At 72.2% G+C, this 18,399-nt stretch carries 19 protein-coding genes; 10 read left to right on the top strand and 9 right to left on the bottom strand.

From position 1 onward, the window contains the following. Positions 1-237: 237 nt before the first annotated feature. Positions 238-1,296 (bottom strand): 3-deoxy-7-phosphoheptulonate synthase, encoded by a 1,059-nt coding sequence (locus LL648_RS37390; RefSeq protein ID WP_232667614.1) that lies wholly within the window; start codon positions 1,294-1,296, stop codon positions 238-240. A 158-nt stretch (positions 1,297-1,454) separates the two neighbouring features. Then, on the bottom strand, positions 1,455-2,132 hold the full coding sequence (locus tag LL648_RS37385) for a DUF2848 domain-containing protein (protein ID WP_232667613.1): 678 nt from the start codon (positions 2,130-2,132) through the stop codon (positions 1,455-1,457). Positions 2,133-2,214: 82 nt separating this feature from the next. On the opposite strand from LL648_RS37385, the gene LL648_RS37380 reads away from it, so the two are divergent. Further along, positions 2,215-3,564 (top strand): MFS transporter, encoded by a 1,350-nt coding sequence (locus LL648_RS37380; protein WP_232667612.1) that lies wholly within the window; start codon positions 2,215-2,217, stop codon positions 3,562-3,564. Here LL648_RS37380 and LL648_RS37375 read toward each other — a convergent pair. Then, entirely contained in the window at positions 3,536-4,180 is a 645-nt protein-coding gene (locus tag LL648_RS37375; RefSeq protein ID WP_232667611.1) for a GntR family transcriptional regulator, read from the bottom strand. The two genes, LL648_RS37380 and LL648_RS37375, sit on opposite strands and share 29 nt — an antisense overlap. Positions 4,181-4,221: 41 nt before the next feature. Between LL648_RS37375 and LL648_RS37370 the strand changes: the two genes are divergently transcribed. Further along, positions 4,222-5,010 carry a carbon-nitrogen hydrolase family protein gene (locus tag LL648_RS37370; protein WP_232667609.1) on the top strand — a complete coding sequence of 263 codons (789 nt, stop codon included), beginning with the start codon at positions 4,222-4,224 and terminating at the stop codon, positions 5,008-5,010. Between the two features lie 156 nt (positions 5,011-5,166). On the opposite strand, the gene LL648_RS37365 is transcribed toward LL648_RS37370, so the two are convergent. The 3 genes from LL648_RS37365 to glmU are packed head-to-tail and all read right to left on the bottom strand — an operon-like array spanning position 5,167 to position 7,921. After that, positions 5,167-5,463 carry a 4a-hydroxytetrahydrobiopterin dehydratase gene (locus LL648_RS37365; protein ID WP_232667608.1) on the bottom strand — a complete coding sequence of 99 codons (297 nt, stop codon included), beginning with the start codon at positions 5,461-5,463 and terminating at the stop codon, positions 5,167-5,169. Beyond that, a complete protein-coding gene (locus LL648_RS37360; protein ID WP_232667607.1) occupies positions 5,463-6,434 on the bottom strand; it encodes a ribose-phosphate diphosphokinase in 972 nt (323 codons plus the stop codon). The genes LL648_RS37365 and LL648_RS37360 overlap by 1 nt, the downstream gene beginning before the upstream one ends. Positions 6,435-6,439: 5 nt before the next feature. After that, positions 6,440-7,921 (bottom strand): bifunctional UDP-N-acetylglucosamine diphosphorylase/glucosamine-1-phosphate N-acetyltransferase GlmU, encoded by a 1,482-nt coding sequence (gene glmU / locus LL648_RS37355; protein WP_232667606.1) that lies wholly within the window; start codon positions 7,919-7,921, stop codon positions 6,440-6,442. A 248-nt stretch (positions 7,922-8,169) separates the two neighbouring features. Between glmU and LL648_RS37350 the strand changes: the two genes are divergently transcribed. Next, positions 8,170-8,661: a L,D-transpeptidase gene (locus tag LL648_RS37350; RefSeq protein WP_232667605.1), complete on the top strand. Its 492-nt coding sequence runs from the start codon at positions 8,170-8,172 to the stop codon at positions 8,659-8,661. Positions 8,662-8,848: 187 nt separating this feature from the next. Next, positions 8,849-9,286 carry an OsmC family protein gene (locus LL648_RS37345; protein ID WP_232667603.1) on the top strand — a complete coding sequence of 146 codons (438 nt, stop codon included), beginning with the start codon at positions 8,849-8,851 and terminating at the stop codon, positions 9,284-9,286. A gap of 278 nt (positions 9,287-9,564) precedes the next feature. On the opposite strand, the gene LL648_RS37340 is transcribed toward LL648_RS37345, so the two are convergent. Continuing rightward, on the bottom strand, positions 9,565-10,818 hold the full coding sequence (locus LL648_RS37340) for an isochorismate synthase (protein ID WP_232667602.1): 1,254 nt from the start codon (positions 10,816-10,818) through the stop codon (positions 9,565-9,567). A 94-nt stretch (positions 10,819-10,912) separates the two neighbouring features. On the opposite strand from LL648_RS37340, the gene LL648_RS37335 reads away from it, so the two are divergent. Further along, on the top strand, positions 10,913-11,383 hold the full coding sequence (locus LL648_RS37335; protein WP_232667601.1) for a DUF3592 domain-containing protein: 471 nt from the start codon (positions 10,913-10,915) through the stop codon (positions 11,381-11,383). On the opposite strand, the gene LL648_RS45565 is transcribed toward LL648_RS37335, so the two are convergent. After that, positions 11,360-12,211, bottom strand: a complete 852-nt coding sequence (locus LL648_RS45565) for a DMT family transporter (protein WP_232667619.1) — start codon at positions 12,209-12,211, stop codon at positions 11,360-11,362. The two genes, LL648_RS37335 and LL648_RS45565, sit on opposite strands and share 24 nt — an antisense overlap. 124 nt (positions 12,212-12,335) lie before the next feature. Continuing rightward, positions 12,336-13,154: an inositol monophosphatase family protein gene (locus LL648_RS37325; protein ID WP_232667600.1), complete on the bottom strand. Its 819-nt coding sequence runs from the start codon at positions 13,152-13,154 to the stop codon at positions 12,336-12,338. Positions 13,155-13,319: 165 nt separating this feature from the next. Between LL648_RS37325 and LL648_RS37320 the strand changes: the two genes are divergently transcribed. From LL648_RS37320 to LL648_RS37300, 5 genes are all read left to right on the top strand, one after another. Beyond that, positions 13,320-14,465 (top strand): glycosyltransferase family 4 protein, encoded by a 1,146-nt coding sequence (locus LL648_RS37320; protein ID WP_232667598.1) that lies wholly within the window; start codon positions 13,320-13,322, stop codon positions 14,463-14,465. Between the two features lie 3 nt (positions 14,466-14,468). Next, entirely contained in the window at positions 14,469-15,572 is a 1,104-nt protein-coding gene (locus LL648_RS37315) for a glycosyltransferase (RefSeq protein ID WP_232667597.1), read from the top strand. A 210-nt stretch (positions 15,573-15,782) separates the two neighbouring features. After that, complete coding sequence (locus LL648_RS37310) at positions 15,783-16,466, top strand: demethylmenaquinone methyltransferase (RefSeq protein ID WP_232667596.1); 684 nt, start codon at positions 15,783-15,785, stop codon at positions 16,464-16,466. 180 nt (positions 16,467-16,646) lie between these two features. Then, positions 16,647-17,939 carry a geranylgeranyl reductase family protein gene (locus tag LL648_RS37305; protein WP_232667594.1) on the top strand — a complete coding sequence of 431 codons (1,293 nt, stop codon included), beginning with the start codon at positions 16,647-16,649 and terminating at the stop codon, positions 17,937-17,939. Positions 17,940-18,032: 93 nt separating this feature from the next. Then, the gene (locus LL648_RS37300; RefSeq protein WP_232667592.1) at positions 18,033-18,398 is read left to right on the top strand and encodes an NADH-quinone oxidoreductase subunit A; all 366 of its coding nucleotides are present in this window, start codon (positions 18,033-18,035) and stop codon (positions 18,396-18,398) included. Position 18,399: the final 1 nt, after the last annotated feature.

Genomic DNA, 18,399 nt, shown 5'->3' with positions numbered 1-18,399 from the left:
TCGTGCACAGGTTCACCTCCCCGTGCACAGGTTCGAACCTGTGCACGGCGGCACCAACCTGTGCACGAGCGCCCGCCACGCCCTGTTCGGGCACCCACCCCGGTCTGCGGTCGCGTACCCGGAGCCGCACCCCGGCACGGATTCTCATCCCTCGTGACGGCCCGGAGGGCCATGACGGACTCTCCTGAACCCCGGGCCGGCCGGGCGACGGGGGTCTCGTCGGCCCGGTCGCCTTCGTCACCGCCGCGCCGCGACCGCCCCCGCCAGCTCGTCGAGCAGCGCGCTGGTGGTGTCCCAGTCCATGCACGCGTCGGTGATGCTCTGGCCGTAGGTCATCGAGGGCCCGAGGTCCTGGCGGCCGGCGACGAGGAAGCTCTCCAGCATCACCCCGACGATCCCGCGCTCGCCGCCGCCGATGCGCGCCGCGATCTCGTGGGTGACCTCGGCCTGCCGGACGTGGTCCTTGCCGCTGTTGCCGTGGCTCGCGTCGACGATCACCCGCCGGGGCAGCCCGGCGCGGTCGAGCGTGTCGAGCGCGGCGGCGACGTCGGCGGCGGAGTAGTTCGGGCCGGTCGAGCCGCCGCGCAGGATGACGTGGCAGTCCGGGTTGCCGGCCGTCGTGATCAGCGCCGCCAGCCCGTCGGGGTTGATGCCCATGAAGACGTGGCTCGCTGCGGCCGCCCGGACGCCGTCGACCGCGACCTGGACGTCGCCGTCGGTCTGGTTCTTGATCCCGACCGGCATCGACAGCGCGCTGCAGAGCTGCCGGTGCACCTGGCTCGCCGCGGTGCGCGCGCCGATCGCGCCCCACGTGACGGTGTCGGCGATGAACTGCGGGGTGATCGGGTCGAGGAACTCGCACCCGACGGGCAGCCCCAGCGCGTTGACGTCCAGCAGCAGCTTGCGGGCGGTGCGCAGCCCGGTGTTGACGTCGAAGGTGTCGTCGAGACCGGGGTCGTTGATCAGGCCCTTCCACCCGACGGTCGAGCGCGGCTTCTCGAAGTACGCGCGCATCACGATGCGCAGCTCGCCCGCGACCCGCTCGGCCTGCGCGGCGAGGCGGTGCGCGTAGTCGAGCGCCGCAACGGGGTCGTGGATCGAGCACGGCCCGACCACGACGACCAGCCGGTCGTCCCGGCCGTCGAGGACGTCGACGACCTCGGCGCGCGCCGAGGTGACGGTGTCGGCGACGCCGGGTTCGATCGGCAGCTCGTGTCTCAGCAGCGAAGGCGAAAGCAGCGGGCTGATCCGCGTGGTGCGCTGTTCGTCCAGCGCGGGAAGGGCGGTGAGAGGCATTTCGGCGGCTTTCTCGTGATGCGCCGGCCTCATCGGGCTGCCCCAACGAACCGGCACGTGCTCCGGCTCGGGGGAAGGTTGGTCAGCGCAGCAGATCGCCCGCCGACCCTGCCCGGGCCGGGGACCTAAACCAATACTGGCGCTGCACGTCCGCCACCTTAGCCGATCGGCTCGGGCATCCGCCGCACCGCGTACGAGAGGTCGATCGTCTCGCCGGTGACCGGGTCGGCCATCTCGGCTCGCCAGTGCGTCGCGAACTGGTCGACGCCGGGCACCATCGCAACCGTCCCGGAGAGCAGCACGGTGCCGGGCACGAGCAGCTCGGAATGCTCCTCCAGCCAGTACGAGGGGGCCAGCAGCGCGGCGAGCGGCGAATCCTGGATGAGCTCCTCGGGCCCCTCGCCGTGCCGGACCCACGCGCGCAGCCGGATCCGGTCGAGGTGGTCCTCGACGTCGGCGAGCCGCCAGGCGCCGCGGCCGAGCACGTCGAGCCCCGCGTTCTTGCTCCACGCGACGCCGTGCACCTCCAGCTCGCGGTCGGTGTGGTCGCAGGCGACGGTCAGCAGCAGCTCCTCGCCGACGACGAGCGCCCATTCCGCCTCGCCCGACGTGCGGCCGTGCTGCACGGGCACCTCGTCGACCTGCGCGGCCAGGTACGGCGCGACCGGGTAGAGGGCCGGGGTGACCTTCGGCGCCGGGACGCCGAGCTCGGCCAGCTCCGCGACGTGCGCGGCGACCTCGTCCTGCTCGCGGCCGGCGTATCCGCCGTTGAGCAGGCGGGTGACGGCGACCGTGGTCGACGAGCCGTCGGGGAGGGAGAACGTGAGCTCGGCCATGAAGATCCTTCCTGGTCAGGACTTGCGCATACGGCTTGTATACAGCAAGTATGACGCATCGCGCCACCGGATTTGGAGACTCATGGTCGATCTGAGCAAGGCCCAGGAACCCGACATCGACAAGCGCTCGCTGGCCAAGGCCTTCACCGCGAGCCTCACCGGCACGTCGCTCGAGTGGTACGACTTCGCCGTCTACTCAGCCGCCGCGGCGCTGGTGTTCCCGCAGCTCTTCTTCCCCGGCTCCGACCCGCTCACCGGCACCCTGCTGGCGTTCTCCACCTACGCGGTCGGGTACGTGTCGCGCCCGCTCGGCGGGTTCGTGTTCGGGCGACTCGGCGACGTCATCGGCCGCAAGCAGGTGCTCGTCATCACGCTGCTGCTGATCGGCGCGGCGACGTTCCTGATCGGTCTGCTCCCGACGTACGGGACGATCGGCGTGGCCGCGCCGATCATCCTGGTGCTGCTGCGCTTCGCGCAGGGCGTCGGCGTCGGCGGTGAGTGGGGCGGCGCGGTGCTGCTCTCCAGCGAGTTCGGCGATCCGCGCAAGCGCGGGTTCTGGTCGTCGGCCGCCCAGATCGGCCCGCCGGCCGGCAACCTGCTCTCCAACGGCGTGCTCGCGCTGCTCACCGCCGTGATGTCGGAAGAGGCGTTCCTCTCGTGGGGCTGGAGGGTGGCGTTCCTGCTCTCGGCCGTGCTGGTCGGGTTCGGGCTGTGGATCCGGCTCAAGCTGGAGGACACACCGGTCTTCCGGGCGATCCAGGCGAAGGGTGACCAGCCGGCCGCGCCGATCCAGGAGGTCTTCCGCACCCAACCGCGCGAGCTGGCCGCCGCCGTGCTGTCCCGGGTCGGGCCGGACGTCACCTACGCGCTCTTCACCGTCTTCGTCATCACCTACGCCACCAGCGAGCTGGGCATGAGCCGCGGCGAGGTGCTGATGGCGATCCTCATCGGGTCGGCGTGCCAGCTGGCGCTGATCCCGCTCGCCGGTGCGCTCTCCGACCGCGTCAACCGGCGGTTGCTCTACGGGGCGGCCGCGGTCGGCGCCGCGGTGTGGCCGTTCGTGTTCTTCCCCGCGATCTCGGGCCGTTCGGTGCCGCTGCTGGTGCTGGGCGTCGTGGTCGGGCTGGCACTGCACTCGTTCATGTACGGGCCGCAGGCGGCGTTCGTCACCGAGCAGTTCTCGACGCGCCTGCGCTACACGGGCAGCTCGCTCGCCTACACGCTGGCCGGGGTGATCGGCGGCGCCATCGCGCCGCTGCTGTTCACGGTGCTGCTGAGCTCATGGCGCAGCTGGGTGCCGGTGGCGCTGTACGTGCTGATCGCCGCGGCCGTCACGCTCGGCGGGCTGGCGCTCGGGCGCAACCCCGACACGAAGGAGGACGACGCCTACCTCGCGATGCGCGTCACGACTCCAGGAACAGCTGCAGCGTGACCCGCAGGTGGTCCTCGATGGCGGTGTGGGCCGCGCTCTCGTCGCCGGCGGCGAGCGCGTCGACGATCCGCTGATGCTCGTTGCACACCGCGGACTGGCGGTCGGCGGCGCGGAACAGCGCCGCGACCCCCACCCGCACCTGCCGGGTGCGCAGGCCGGCGTACGTCTTGGCGATCAGCTCGTTGCCGGCGGCGTCGACCAGTACCTGGTGGAACAGCCGGTCCCACTCGATGAACTGCTGCGAGTCGGCGTCCCCGCGCTTCGCGATCATGGCTCGCTGCTCGTCGAGCGCGTCGCGCATCGCGGTGAGCGGGACGGTGCCGGCCGCGAGCGTGACGGAGGCGGCGTGCCGCTCCAGGAGCCCGCGCAGCTGCATCAGCTCCTTGATCTGCCGCCCGGTCAGCGGTGGCACGTAGGCACCCCGCTTCGGCACCATCTCGATCAGGCCGTCGGCGACGAGCAGCAGCAGCGCCTCCCGCACCGGGGTGCGCGACACTCCGATGACCTGTGCGAGCTCGACCTCGTTGAGGAACGTGCCTTGCACCGCGGGGTCGACGAGAACGATCTCGCGCAGGTAGCGGTAGGCGCGCTCACGGCCCGACCCGACAGCTTGCATGCACTACGTATACAGCACGTACCGGTTATTGGAGGCAGCTCGTGCGCATCGCACTCGCCCAGATCTCGTCGACGCCCGACCTCACCCACAACCTCGGGCTCGTCCAGGACGGCATCCGGCAGGCCGCCGCGCAGGGCGCCGACCTGGTCGTCTTCCCCGAAGGCGCGATGTGCTGCTTCGGCGTGCCGCTGATCCCGATCGCACAACCGCTCGACGGCCCGTGGGCATCTGCGGTGCGCGCGACGGCCGCGGAGGCGGGGATCACCGCGGTCGTCGGCATGTTCACACCCGCCGACGACGGGCGTGTGCACAACACGTTGCTGGCGACCGGCGGCGGCGTCGAGGCTGCCTACGACAAGATCCACCTGTTCGACGCGTTCGGCTTCAGCGAGTCCACGACGGTCGCGCCGGGCGGCAAGCCGGTGAGCATCGTCGTCGCGGGGGTCACCGTCGGCCTGGCGACGTGCTACGACCTGCGCTTCCCGGGTCTGTTCCACGAGCTCGCCGCTGGCGGGGCGACGCTCGTCGTGCTGCCGGCGTCGTGGGGCGACGGTCCGGGCAAGCGCGAGCAGTGGGATCTGCTCGTGCGCGCCCGTGCACTCGACAGCACGTCGTTCGTCGCGGCCTGCGACCAGGCCGACCCGCTCACCGTCGGCCGCGACCCCAAGGGCGCACCCTGCGGGCTCGGCGCGAGCCTCGTGGCCGGGCCGATGGGCAACGTGCTCGGCCAGCTCGGGACGGACCCCGCCCTGCTGGTGTCCGACCTGGACATGGACGAGGTGACGAAGGCCCGCCAGACGATCCCGGTGCTGGCCAACCGCCGGTTCTAGGCGCGGCGCTCCGCCCGCGCACGCGAAGAGGTGCGGGGCGCACACGGTGCCGGGAAAGCCACCTTGCCGGCATCACACGCCGGGAAAGCCACTTTCCCAGCCACCCGCCCTGCCCTCCAGCCGCGCCGCACCGCGCGATCCGACGAGACCCGAGTCCTACTTCTGCGCCGCCGCCACCAGCTCGGAGATCGCGCCGGCGAGCGCGACGTCCAGCTCGGTGATCCCGCCCTCGGAGTGCGTGGAGAGGGTGAAGGTCAGCGTGCGCCACCGGATGTCGATGTCGGGGTGGTGGTCGCGGGCCTCGGCGACCTCGGCGACCCGGTCCACCACGGTGATCGCGGCGGGGAAGCTGGGCAGCTCGGCGGTGCGCACGAGGGAGTTGCCCTCGCGCTGCCAGCCGGGCAGGTCGTCGAGCGCGGTGGTGATGGCAGCGTCGTCCAGCAGGTCGCGCATCAGGCGTTCCCGTCGAAGAGGCTGGTCACGGAGCCGTCGTCGAAGACCTCGTGGATGGCTCGCGCGAGCAGCGGGGCGATCGAGAGCACGGTCATGGTCGGGAACCGCTTCTCGTCGGGGATCGGCAGCGTGTCGGTGAAGATGATCTCCCTGGCGCCGCAGCCGGCGAGCCGCGCGGTGGCGGGTCCGGAGAGCACTCCGTGCGTCGCGGCGACGATTACGTCGCTCGCGCCCTGCTCCAGCAGCGCCTCGACGGCCTTGGCGACGGTGCCGCCGGTGTCGATCATGTCGTCGATGACGACGCAGAGCCTGCCGTGGATGTCGCCGACCACGCGGTTCGCGACGGCCTCGTTCGGCTTGAGCGGGTCGCGGGTCTTGTGGATGAACGCCAGTGGCGTGCCGCCGAGCGTCTCGGCCCACCGCTCGGCCAGCCGGACGCGCCCCGAGTCGGGCGAGACGACGGCGAGCTCGTGGTCGGCGTAGGTGCGCTTGATGTGCTCCGCGAGGACGGGCAGCGCGAACAGGTGGTCGACCGGTCCGTCGAAGAAGCCCTGGATCTGCGCGGTGTGCAGGTCGACGGTCATGATCCGGTCGGCGCCCGCGACGAGGAACATGTCGGCGATGAGCCGGGCCGAGATGGGCTCGCGGCCGCGGTGCTTCTTGTCCTGCCGCGCGTACCCCCAGAACGGCATCACCACGGTGATCCGCTTCGCCGACGCCCGCTTGAGCGCGTCGACCATGATCAGCTGTTCCATGATCTGGTCGTTGATCGGCGCGGAGTGCGACTGCAGGACGAACGCGTCGCAGCCGCGCACCGACTCCTCGAACCGGACGAAGATCTCGCCGTTCGCGAACGAGTACGCCGACTGCGGCGTGATGGTCACGTCGAGGTGTTTTGCAACCTGCTCGGCCAGCTCGGGGTGCGCCCGACCCGAGAAGAGCATCAGGTTCTTCTTGGGGGTCGCCGACATCGCGCTCACCGTGCTGTGCCTCCACCGTTGTCGGCCGAGTCGGCCGCTCTGATCGCGGCCTCCGCGGCGGGGGTTCCGGGCCGCTTCGCGACGACCCACCCGTCGATAATCCGCTGTGACACAGCCGACACGGCCAGCGCCCCCGGCGGAACGTCCTGCCTGATCACCGCGCCGGCCCCGACGACGGCGCCGTCACCGACCTCGACCGGCGCGACGAACGTGTTGTCGCACCCGCCCTTGACGTGCGAACCGATGACGCTGCGGTGCTTCTTCACACCGTCGTAGTTCGCGAAGAGCGAGCCCGCTCCGATGTTGCTCGACTCGCCGATCGTGGCGTCGCCGACGTACGACAGGTGCGGGATCTTGCTGCCCGCGCCGATCTGCGCGTTCTTGACCTCGACGAACGTGCCGATCTTGCCGCGCTCGCCGAGCGTCGTGCCGGGGCGCAGGTAGGCGAACGGGCCGACCGTCGCACCGCCCGAGATCACGCTCTCGCTGCCGTGCGTCCTGATCACCGTCGCCCCGGCGCCGATCGTGCAGTCGGTGAGCGTCGTGTCGGGGCCGATCTGCGCGCCCTCCTCGACGGTCGTGGCGCCGTGCAGCTGCGTGCCCGGCTTGAGCACGACGTCGCGCGCGAGCCGCACCTGCACGTCCACCCAGGTGGTGGCCGGGTCGACGACGGTGACGCCGGCGCGCATCCAGCCGTCGAGCACCCTGCGGTTCAGCTCGGCGCCCAGCGACGCCAGCTGGACCCGGTCGTTCACACCGCGTACCTGCCACTCGTCGACGCAGCCGACGGCGTGCGCCTCGCGGTGGTCGTCGCGGGCGATCGTGACGAGGTCGGTCAGGTACAGCTCGCCCTGGTCGTTGCCGGTGTCGAGCTTGCCGAGCCCGGCTTCGAGGAACGCCGCGTCGAACGCGTAGATGCCGGCGTTGATCTCGCGGATCGCGAGCTGCTCCGGGGTCGCGTCGCGGTGCTCGACGATGGCGGTGACCGAGCCGTCGGCGGCGCGCACGATCCGGCCGTAGCCGCTGGGGTCGTCCAGCTCGGTCGTGAGCACCGTCACCGCGCCGGTGTGGCCGGCGAGCAGCCCGTCGAGCGTCGCGGGTTCGAGCAGGGGCACGTCGCCGTAGGTCACCAGCACCGGGCCGGCGAGGTCGGCCGGCAGCGCGTCGAGCCCGCACCGCACGGCGTGCCCGGTGCCGAGCTGCTGCGGCTGCTCCGCGGCCAGCACCGGGCGGCCGAGCTCGGCGCTCAGGTCGTCGAGCAGCGCGCGCACTTCGGCGCCGCCGTGCCCCACCACGACGACGAGGTGCTCCGGATCCAGCGCGGCCGCGGTGTGCACGGCGTGCGCGACGAGGCTGCGACCCCCGATCTCGTGCAGCACCTTGCTGACGGCCGACTTCATCCTGGTGCCGGCCCCTGCTGCGAGCACGATGGCTGCGGCGGGGCGAACAGCGTTGCCGGCCACTCGGACGTCGGGCATGAGGCCCACTCCCTGATCTGGCTGATCTTGTCCAGCTGGCGGCGCACCGGTCCGGAGTCGAGAGGCGGGACGGCGGCGCCGAGGTCGAGCAAATCCTACGTGGTCGCGATGTGCTCCCCGCGTGGGCCGATTCGCCGGAAAAGGCCTGAGTAACCACTGTGCGAGCAGGTCGTTGAGTGATCAAACGCGACTCTTCGTGTCGAACCGACTACGCAGCCGGTTCACCTGAACTTTCCGAAGGACCGTCGATGGGGATGCACAGCAAGGCGACGAGCGTGCGCACGCGAGCGCTGGTCGCGGCGGGGTTGGTCGGGCTCGGCGCGCTCGGATCGGTCGGCGCAGCAGTAGGAACTGCGCAGGCCGAGGCGCCGCGACCGGTCGTCATCGACGGGACGCCGTGCACCGGCGCGCCGCGCGCGTGCGTCGACCTCGACGAGAAGCAGGCGTGGCTCATCGAGAACGGGGAGATCGTCCGCGGCCCGGTGGCGATCACCTCCGGCGGCGACGACACGCCGACCCCGCGCGGGAACCACAAGGTCCAGTGGAAGAACAAGGACCACCACAGCAGCGAGTTCGACGACGCCCCGATGCCCTATGCCGTGTTCTTCGCCGAAGGCGGCATCGCGTTCCACGAAGGCAGCACGGAATCGCGGTCAGCGGGCTGCATCCGCATGGACGAGGACGACGCAAGCGCTTTCTACGACTTCCTCCAGGTGGGAGACGGCGTACAGGTCCGGTAACGGACCGGTGAGCGGCAACGAGGGAAGCGCCGAGCGGGTGAACCGCTCGCCCAACACGTTGATCGTTCGTGACCGACCGTTTGCCGTCGATCACCCACCGGTCAGCTCAACGTAGGCAAAAACGCGAATGCTCTGGCCCATTCGGGGGTTGTTTAGTAAGACGCGCGACGACGCACGAGGAGGTTCCATGCCAACCCGCACCGCACGCACTGCCTGGAACGGCAGCCTGCAGCAAGGCTCTGGCCAGGTAGAACTCACGAGCAGCGGAGTGGGAACCTACGACGTCAGCTTTCCGAAGCGCGCGGCGGAGAACGCCGATGGCACGACCAGCCCCGAAGAGCTCATCGCGGCAGCGCACTCGTCGTGCTATGCCATGCAGCTCTCCGCGATCATCGCCGACGCGGGCGGCACTCCCCAGTCGCTCGACGTGACCGCCGAGGTCACGCTCGGCCCCGATCCAAAGGGCGGGTTCGCCATCACCGGCATCGCACTTCGAGTGCGCGGCGAGGTCGAGGGCCTCGACGCTGCCGGTTTCGAGAAGGCCGCACAAGCGGCCAAGGACGGTTGCCCGGTCAGCAAGGCGCTCACCGGCACCACGATCACGTTGGACGCCGGCCTCGAATGAGCCGGCACGAACGTCAGAACATCCGAAGAGGGGTTGTCACGATGTGCACCGGAAACGGGCGTCCGCCCGAGCCGCCGCAGCCGCGACCGAACGGTCGCTGAGCCGGTAATGCCGCGCGGCCGATAGGTCAGCGCAGCCGACGAACCAGCACGACAGTCGGGGGAACACGGGGCGGGTCCGCACAGGATCCGCCCCGTGCCCGTACCCCAACTTCCCCACCGTTTTGCCAACCTGCAGACCCCTGAGGGCGTGCAGATTGGCAAAACGGTGGGGAACTTCTACGCCTGGTCCTCGAGGGCGTCGCGGACGGCGAGGAGCTTCGCCGCCGCCTCGCGCACCTCGGTGTCGGGGTCGGAGTCGGCGACCACGCCGCAGCCCGCGAAGAGCCGCGCGACCGCCCCGTCCAGCTGCGCGCACCGCAGCGCGATGCCGAGCTCGCCGTCGCCGCTGCCGTCGACCCAGCCGACGGGCCCGGCGTAGCGGCCGCGGTCCATGCCCTCCAGCTCCGCGATGAGCGCGACGGCCTCCTTGCGGGGCGTGCCGCCGACCGCGGCCGTCGGGTGCACGGCCTCGGCGAGCTGCAGCAGCGAGGCGGGTGCGGTGGCGGGCAGCTTGCCGTGCACGTCGCTGGCCAGGTGCGAGACGTTGTGCAGCGCGATCACCGACGGCGTCTGCGGCACGTGCAGCTCGGCGCAGAGCGGGCGCAGCGCGTCGGCGAGCGAGTCGATCGCGAGCGCGTGCTCCCTGCGGTCCTTGACCGACTCCAGCAGCTGGCGGGCCAGCTCCTCCTCGTCGGTCGCGCCGTGCTCGCCCGGCCAGATCGTGCCGGCCAGCACCCGCGCCTCGACGGTCCCGGCCGTGCGCCTGATCAGCAGCTCGGGGGTGGCGCCGACCAACCCGTCGACGGCGTAGGACCAGCAGGTCGGGTAGCGCTTCGCGAGGCCGCCGAGCAGGAACCGCGCGTCGAGGGGCTGCTCGCCGATCGCGAGCAGGTCGTGCGCGAGCGCGGCCTTCTCCAGCTCACCGGCCCGCATCCGGCGCACGGCCTCGGCGACGGCGCCGCGGTACCGGGCGACCGGGAGGTTCCCGTCGGCGTAGCGCAGCGTGCCGCTCGGCCGCACGGGGCTCACCGACCGCACGGTGGACGGCCCGTCGCCGCGGGAGAACTCGGTGATCCATGCCCGCCCGTCGCGGCGCCCGACGAGCACCCTCGGCACGACCAGCACCGAGCCGGGCGAGGTGTCGGCGAACGTGAAGCTCGCGAACGCGATGGGGCCGGTGCCGGGCACGCCGACCTCGTCGTGCACGTCGAGGCTGCGCACGAACGCGCGCCACCACTCGTCGGCCGCGGCGAAGCGCTCCTGGCCGGATGCGGTGAAGCGGGCGACCTCGCCCCAGCCGACGAGACCGTCGGAATCCCGCACCCACGAGAGCGGGTTGCGGTCGTCGGGCAGCAGGTCGAGCAGCCGGCCCGGGTCGTCGACAAGCCTCGTTCGCACGCCCAACCCGGTAGGTAGCGGGGCGATCGTCACGATACCGAGAGTAAGAGGCTTGCCTCCCGGCTGCTCGTCCGCCCCGGGGAGGCGCTGGCCACACCACCTGCGAGCGGCACTACCCTCGACCATCGTGAGCACCGGAACGCGCGCGGTCGACGAGCTCAGGGATCTCGTCCGCCCTGCCGTGTCCGCCGTCTCCGGCAAGGTCCCCGAGATCCTCGTCGCGATCGCGCTGGTGATCACGGCGCTCGCGGGGTTCGCGCTGGCCGGGGCCGTGATCGACGACCGCACGATCGAGTCGAACAAGGGTGTGGCCGAGGCCGAGGTGCTGGAGGGCTCCTCGTTCAGCCGCACGCTCATCCGGTTCACGCTCGCAAAGGACAACGTGGCCGTCGTCCCGGAGCTCGGCGTGTTCTACCCGCGTGGGCTCGAGCCGGGCCAGAAGGTCGCGGTCGAGTACAACCTCGCCAAGCCGGATCTGGTGCGGGTGGCCGGCCGCTCGGCGATCGACGGGGTGCCGACGACCCTGGCCGTGCTGGCCGGGGTGTGGGCGGTGTTCGGCTCGCTCGCGTACTGGCTACGCCGACGCCGCGCCGGCTGAGTCCTTCGCGCCCTTCGCACGCCGGGTGGCCAGCGCCACACCGAGCACGGCGACCGCCATGCCCGCGATCGCGAGCAGCCCGAGCGTCTCGCCGAACATCGCGAGCGCCATCAGCGCCGTGATACCGGGCACGAGGTAGAAGTAGCTGGTCACCTGCGCCGCCGCGCCGCGGCGCAGCATCAGGTAGAGCAACGAGACGCCGGCCCCGGTGAGCCCGAACACCGACCACGCGAGCGCCCCGAACAGCTGCGGCGCCCACTCGACGCGGAACGACTCGAACGCGAACGCGAACGGCAGCGTCACCACGATCGCGGCGCCGAACTGCACGATCTGCCCCGTCCGGAGGTCGAACTCCGGGCAGAAGCGCTTCTGGTAGAGCGTTCCGGCGGTGATCGTCAGCAGCGCCATGACGGTCAGGCCGAGCGTCAGCACCGTGATGCCCGACGTCGTGAGCTTGTTGGCGACCACCAGCACGACCCCGCTGAAGCCCAGCAGCAGCCCGCCGACCTGCAGCTTGCCGAGCCGCTCGCCGAGCAGGCCGGCGATCCCGGCGGTCAGTACCGGCTGCAGGTTCACCACCAGCGCGGCCACCCCCGACGGCATCCCGGCGGCGACCGCCGTCCAGACCCCGCCCAGGTAGCAGGCGTGGATCCCGACCCCGGCCACCGCGATGTGCAGCACCTGCCGGCCCCGCGGCCAGGGTGCGCCCGCGAGCATCGCGAGCACGAGCATCAGGACGATCACGGCGGTGTAGCGCATCAGCAGGAACGTCAGCGGCTCCGCGTAGGGCGCGGCGTACTTCGCGACGACGAACCCCGACGCCCAGATGACGACGAAGATCCACGGGGTGGCCCGTACTGCGAATGAGGCGGGGGCGGTGGTGGTGGCGATGGGCCGACATTAACCCGGGTGGGATGCGCCGCCACCAGCCAATTCCGATGCGGTGGCCCGCTCAGGTGCCGTGCCACCAGCCCAGCACGTCGTCCAGCGCCCCGGGCACAGCGACGATCATCACACCGGTCGGGAGCGGGTCGGCGTTGCCCGCGCCGTCGACGACGAGCGCGCCGGCCTCCGCCGCGAGGCACGCGGCACCGGCGACGTCCCACTCGCGGAACCCGTCTAGCACCGCGGCGACCGCGTGGCCGAGCGCGACCTGCGTGATCGCGAGCGCCGCCGAGCCGAGCACCCGCACACCGACGTGCGCCGCGGCCGCCTGCCGCGTGAAGCCCGCTGCCCGGTCGGGCGACAGCTCGGCGCAGACCAGCCCGCCCGCTGTCTCGCGCGGCCGGACGCGCACGGGCACGCCGTTGGCGCGGACGCCCCGGCCGCGGGCGGCGGCGTAGATCTGCGCGCGGCTCGGGTCGGCGATCACACCGACCACCGGGCCGTGCGCGTCGACCAGCGCGAGGCTGTAGGCGTACCAGGGGAAACCGGCCACGTAGTTGGCCGTCCCGTCGACCGGATCGACGACCCACCGGTACGGCGCCGACCCTGCCCCGTCGTCGGCGCCGTACTCCTCACCGACGACAGGCATGCCCGGGTACTCGGCCGCGAGCACCCGGCGGGTGTGCCGTTCGAGGGTGCGGTCGGTGTCGGTGACCCAGTCGAACGGGTTCGCCTTCTGCACCGCGCCGGTGTGGTGCTCCCGGCCGGCCGTCGCCGTGATCACCTCGGCGGCATCGTTCGCGAGCCGGCCCGCGACCTCGAGCGCGCGGGAGAGCAACCCGGGCTCGGGCGCCCTGGAGACCGGCGGGTGGTCTTGGACCGTCATGCCGCACAAGCGTCACCGGCTCCGGTGTCCCGAGTGCGTCACACAGGTGACGTGCCAGGGATCACCGACGGTACAAACAGGGCGGACCGCAGAGTTGGCCGCCTGTTCCGCGGCACGTCAACCCAGGTACGGCCGCTCGGCCGCCGGTTGGGGGACGTTGCACCCGTGCGAGTCGCGATCGTGTCCGAGTGCTTCCTCCCGGTCGTCAACGGTGTCACGAACTCGGTACTGCGGGTCGTCGAGCACCTGACGGAGGCCGGCCACCAGGTGCTGGTGATCGCCCCCGGTCTGGAGGGCCCGGTCGAGTACGCCGGCGCCCCCGTCGTCCGGGTGCCCGCGTTCGACCTGCCCGTCGTCTCCTCGATGCCGGTCGGTGTGCCGTCGCGGCGGATCATGACGGCGTTGCGCGAGTTCGGCCCCGACGTCGTCCACCTCGCCGCGCCGTTCGTCGTCGGCTACCGGGGGCTGGCGGCGGCGCGCCGGCTCGGCATCCCGACCGTCGCGATCTACCAGACCGACGTCGCCGGCTTCGCGTCGTCGTACGGGCTCGGGCTGACCGCCCGCGCGGCCTGGCGGTGGACCTGCCGGCTGCACGGCCAGGCCGACCGGACGCTGGCGCCGTCGAGCTGGGCGACCGAGGCGCTGCGCGAGCGCGGGGTGCCGCGGGTGCACCAGTGGGCGCGCGGCGTCGACACCAGCCGGTTCACCCCGTCGAAGCGGGACGCCGCGCTGCGCGCCGAGCTGGCGCCGAACGACGAGCTGCTCGTCGGGTACGTCGGGCGGCTGGCGCCGGAGAAGCAGGTCGAGCGGCTGGCGGTGCTGCGCGACCTGCCGGGCGTCCGGCTCGTCGTGGTCGGCGGCGGGCCGAGCGAGGAGCGGCTGCGGGCGGCGCTGCCCGACGCGGCGTTCCTCGGGTTCCGCAGCGGCGACGAGCTGGCGCGGATCTACGCCTCGCTCGACATCTTCGTGCACACCGGGCCGTCCGAGACGTTCTGCCAGGCGGTGCAGGAGGCGCTCGCGTCGGGGCTGCCGGTCGTCGCGCCCGACGCCGGCGGGCCGCGCGACCTCGTGCTGCCCGGGCGGACCGGCTACCTGGTGCCGCCGCGGCCCGACTGGGCCGACCCGGTCGGCGCCGCCGCCGACGAGCAGCTGCGCGCCGCCGTGACGGCGCTGACCGACCCGCGGCTGCGCAGGCGCTTCGGCACGGCCGCGCGGCAGTCGGTGCTGCGCCGCACCTGGACGACGGTCTGCGACGAGCTGCTCGCCCACTACGCCGAGGTGATCGGGGTGGCGGCCGCGGCCGCGGCCTGACCCGTGCGGATCGTCCAGCTCGCGAACTTCTACGGCCCCCGCTCCGGTGGCCTGCGCACCGCGCTGCACCACCTCGGGGCCGGCTACGTGGGGCGTGGCCACGAGGTGGTGCTCGTCGTGCCCGGGGCGCGGGCCGCGCACGAGCTGCTGCCCACCGGCGTCCGCCGCATCACCGTGCCGGCGCCGCGGCTGCCCGGCACCGGCGGCTACCGCGCCGTCGACCCCTGGCGGGTGCGGCGGCTGCTGGAACGGCTGCGGCCCGACGCCGTCGAGGTGTCCGACCGGCTGACGCTGCGCGGTCTGGGCGCGTGGGCGGGCCGGGTCGGGGTGCCGAGCGTCGTGATCTCGCACGAGCGGCTCGACCGGCTGCTGACGCAGTTCCTGCTGCCGGGGTACGTCGCAGAGCGGGTTGCCGACGCCGCCAACGCGCGGATGGCCGCCGCGTACGACACCGTGGTCTGCACGACGGGGTTCGCGCGGGCCGAGTTCGACCGGATCGGCGCGCGCAACGTCGTGCAGGTGCCGCTGGGCGTCGACCTGACGACGTTCACGCCCGCGCGGCACGACCGGACGCTCCGGCGCGACCTCGCCGCCGGCGCCGACGCGCTGCTCGTGCACTGCGGGCGGCTGTCGCCGGAGAAGCACCCCGAGCGCAGCGTCGACACCGTCGCGGCGCTGCGTGACGCCGGGCACCGCGTGCGGCTCGTCGTTGCGGGGGACGGGCCGCGGCGCGCGTCGCTGGAACGGCGGGCCGCTCGGCTGCCGGTCACGTTCCTCGGGTTCGTGCCCGACCGGTCGCGGCTGGCCGGCCTGCTCGCCTCGGCCGACGTCTCGCTCGCCCCCGGCCCGCACGAGACGTTCGGCCTCTCCGCGCTGGAGGCGCTGGCCAGCGGGACACCCGTGGTCGTCTCGGCGTCGTCGGCGCTGCCGGAGATCGTCGGGCGCTCCGGCGCGGCGGCCGCGGACTCACCCGACGCGTTCGCCGCGGGCGTCACGACGCTGCTGGCGGACGACGAGCGGGGGCGGCGCGCGGCCGCCCGCGCCCGTGCGGAGCGGTACGACTGGCCGGCGTCGGTGGACCGCATGCTGGTGCAACTGGCCGGCTGACGCCCCAACGGGGGACGGCACCGGGGAGGGCAGGAAAGCCACTTTCCGGCCCTCACAGGGCAGGAAAGTGGCTTTCCTGCCCTCCTGTGGGGCACCCAGCCACGCCCCGGCCGGCGGGCAGACCCCAAGGGGGTGGCGGCAACCCGTGCGATGCGCACGCATCGCATGTGTGGCGGCGGCTTCCCGGGGTCCGTGCGTAGGGTTCCTCTCGTGATGAGGGCTGAGCTGGACAAGGACCCGCACGAGGTCGCGGCGATGTTCGACGGCGTCGCGGCGCGGTACGACCTCACCAACACGGTCCTGTCCGGCGGCCAGGACCGGCGGTGGCGGCGGATCGCGCGCGAGTCGCTCGCGCTCCGGGCCGGCGAGCGGGTGCTGGACCTCGCCGCCGGCACGTCGGTCTCGACGGTCGAGCTCAGCCGCTCGGGTGCGTGGTGCGTCGCCGCCGACTTCTCGCTCGGCATGCTCCGCGCCGGCGAGGGGCGTGATGTGCCGAAGGTCGCGGCCGACGCGATGCGCCTCCCGTTCGCCGACCGGTCCTTCGACGCCGTGACGATCTCGTTCGGGCTGCGCAACGTCGCCGAGCCCGACATCGCGCTGGCCGAGATGGCGCGCGTCACCCGTCCGGGTGGACGGCTGCTGGTCTGCGAGTTCTCCCGCCCGACGTGGGCGCCGTACCGCGCGGCCTACCACCTCGTGCTGGAGCGCGGGCTCCCCGCTGTTGCGAACGCCGTCTCCAGCAACCCGGAGGCGTACTCCTACCTCGGCGAGTCGATCCGCGACTGGTCGCCGCAGCCCGAGCTGGCCGCGCGCATCGGCAACGCCGGCTGGCAGCGCGTCGCGTGGCGCAACCTCGCCGGCGGCGCCGTCGCCCTCCACCGCGCCACCCGCTAGCCGCCGGCCCCCGAAGTTCCCCACCGTTTTGGGCACTTGCGCGCCGCTGGGGCGCGCATCCACCCAAAACGGTGGGGAAGTCGGGGCTCGCCGCAGAAGGTCACCCGGGTGGGTGGGCAGGCTCGGAGCTGGGCGCTTAGACTCCCAACCGACTTCGTGAATCTGTTCACAAGGAGCCGCATGGCCGCGCCGAATCCCACCACGAGCGGCGCCGACGCCGACGTCATCGTCGTCGGTGCCGGCCCCGCCGGTTCCACAGCCGCCGCGTACCTCGCCCGCGCGGGGCTCGATGTGCTGCTGCTGGAGAAGTCGACGTTCCCGCGCCCCAAGGTGTGCGGCGACGGCTTCACCCCGCGGGGCATGAAGCAGCTCATCGACCTGGGCATCGACTGCTCCGAGCAGAACGGCTGGCTGCACAACAAGGGCCTGCGCGTCGTCGGCGGCGGTGTGACGCTGGAGCTCGACTGGCCGACGCTCGCGAGCTTCCCGAACTTCGGCGCGGTCCGCCCCCGCCAGGACTTCGACGAGCTGCTGGTCCGGCACGCCGAGAAGTCGGGCGCGCGCCTGCACGAGGACACCACCGTCACCGAGGCGGTCACCGACCGCGGCCGGGTCGTGGGCGTCACCGGGCACGTCGGCAAGGGCAAGGACAAGCGCGAGGTCACCTTCCGCGCGCCGCTCACCCTTGCGTGTGACGGCGTGAGCGCCCGCCTCGCGCTGAGCCTCGGCATGGGCAAGCGCGACGACCGCCCGATGGGTGTTGCGGTGCGCCGCTACTACAACAGCCCGCGCACGCACGACGACTACCTCGAGAGCCACCTGGAGCTGTGGGACCGGTCCGACCCGGCGAACCCCAAGCTCCTGCCCGGCTACGGCTGGATCTTCGGGATGGGCGACGGCACGTCGAACGTCGGCCTCGGCATCCTCTCGACGTCGAAGGCCTACGGCTCCACCGACTACCGGGCGCTGCTGCGCAGCTGGCTGGAGGGCACCCCGGAGGAGTGGGGCTACCGCGACGAGAACGCCGTCGGCACCGTCGGCGGCGCCGCGCTGCCGATGGGCTTCAACCGGGTGCCGCACTACCGGCCGGGGTTGCTGCTGGTCGGCGACGCGGGCGGGATGGTGAACCCGTTCAACGGCGAGGGCATCGCCTACGCGATGGAGTCGGCGGCGATCGCCTCGCGCTGCGCGGTGCAGTCGCTCGCCCGCTCCGGCGCGTCGGCGGAGGCCGCGCTCGCCGGCTACCCGGCCGCGATGAGCCAGGCCCTTGGCGGCTACTACCGCATCGGCAACATCTTCTCGAAGCTCATCGGCAACCCGACGATCATGGGAATGGCCACGAAGTACGGCCTTCCGCGGGTCACGTTGATGCGTTTCATCCTCAAGCTCCTCGCCAACTTGTACGACCCACGGGATGGCGGGGTGAGTGATCGCGTGATCACGGCGATGACAAAGGTCGCGCCGAGCTTGTAGCACCACCGAAGTAAGGCTTGCCTGGCTCAGCCCGGTGCCGCGCGCCGACCTAGTGTCGCGGCCGCCGGTATCGAATCAGAAGAGGACGCACGGATGCTCGATCCCTACCTCCCGCTGGTGCTGCTGTTCGCACTGGCCGGTGCCTTCGCGCTGTTCTCGGTGACCGCGGCGCCCTACGTCGGTCCGCGCCGCTACAACCGCGCCAAGCTCGACGCCTACGAATGCGGTATCGAGCCTTCGCCGCAGCCCGTCGTCGGCGGCGGTCGGATGCCGGTCGCCTATTACCTCACTGCGATGTTGTTCATCCTGTTCGACATCGAAATGGTCTTCCTCTACCCGTTCGCGGTGAGCGCCGACGCGCTCGGCCTCTTCGGGCTGGTGGAGATCGTGCTGTTCATCGTCACGGTCGGCTTCGCCTACATCTACGTGTGGCGGCGCGGCGGGCTGGATTGGAACTGAG

This window comes from Pseudonocardia sp. TRM90224, assembly GCF_021245725.1.
In the GTDB taxonomy this organism is placed as follows: domain Bacteria; phylum Actinomycetota; class Actinomycetes; order Mycobacteriales; family Pseudonocardiaceae; genus Pseudonocardia.
Note: the sequence above shows the minus strand (reverse complement) of the source record. Positions and strands in the feature narration are given on the sequence as shown.